This is a genomic window from Lysobacter sp. TAB13, from assembly GCF_052113885.1.
GTDB classification, from domain to species: domain Bacteria; phylum Pseudomonadota; class Gammaproteobacteria; order Xanthomonadales; family Xanthomonadaceae; genus Lysobacter; species Lysobacter gummosus.
On record NZ_JBFRDR010000192.1, the window covers coordinates 1 to 457 of the forward strand.

A 457-nucleotide genomic window follows, 5' to 3' on the forward strand; every position below is an offset into this window, starting at 1 on the left:
GCGCTGGGCGTCGGGCTGCTCGTGGTCGGCGCCGGGCTCGAGATCCATCGCCTGAAGCAACCGCGGCTCGCCCACGGCCTTGCTATTGGGCTCAAGCTCGTCGTGATGCCGCTCTTCGCCTGGATGCTGGCGCGACAGTTCGGCGTCACCGGCACGGCACTGACGATCACGGTGGTCGCGGCTGCGGTCCCGACGGCCACGGCCGCCTATTTCCTCGCGCGCGACATGGGTGGCGACGCCCCGTTGATGGCTGAGATCACCACGATGCAGACACTGCTGGCGCTCGTGACGTTGCCAGTGGCTGTCCTGCTGCTGGGCTGATTCCAGGGATGTGGCAGGCCTAAATGCGTATGCACGCAGAAATTGAATTCATCATTCCGCTGGGTCATTCTGCGGCTTGAGATCGCGTCGCTGCACGACCGCAGCGCCGCGCCGTTCAAGGGCAAGCCGCCATGAC

General features: G+C 65.6%; 1 protein-coding gene. It reads left to right on the forward strand.

Annotated features, from left to right (window positions below):
* A partial coding sequence (locus AB4Y92_RS25770; protein ID WP_441822203.1) for an AEC family transporter occupies window positions 1-321 on the forward strand: 321 nt, incomplete at its 5' end.
* Between the last annotated feature and the right edge of the window lie 136 nt (window positions 322-457).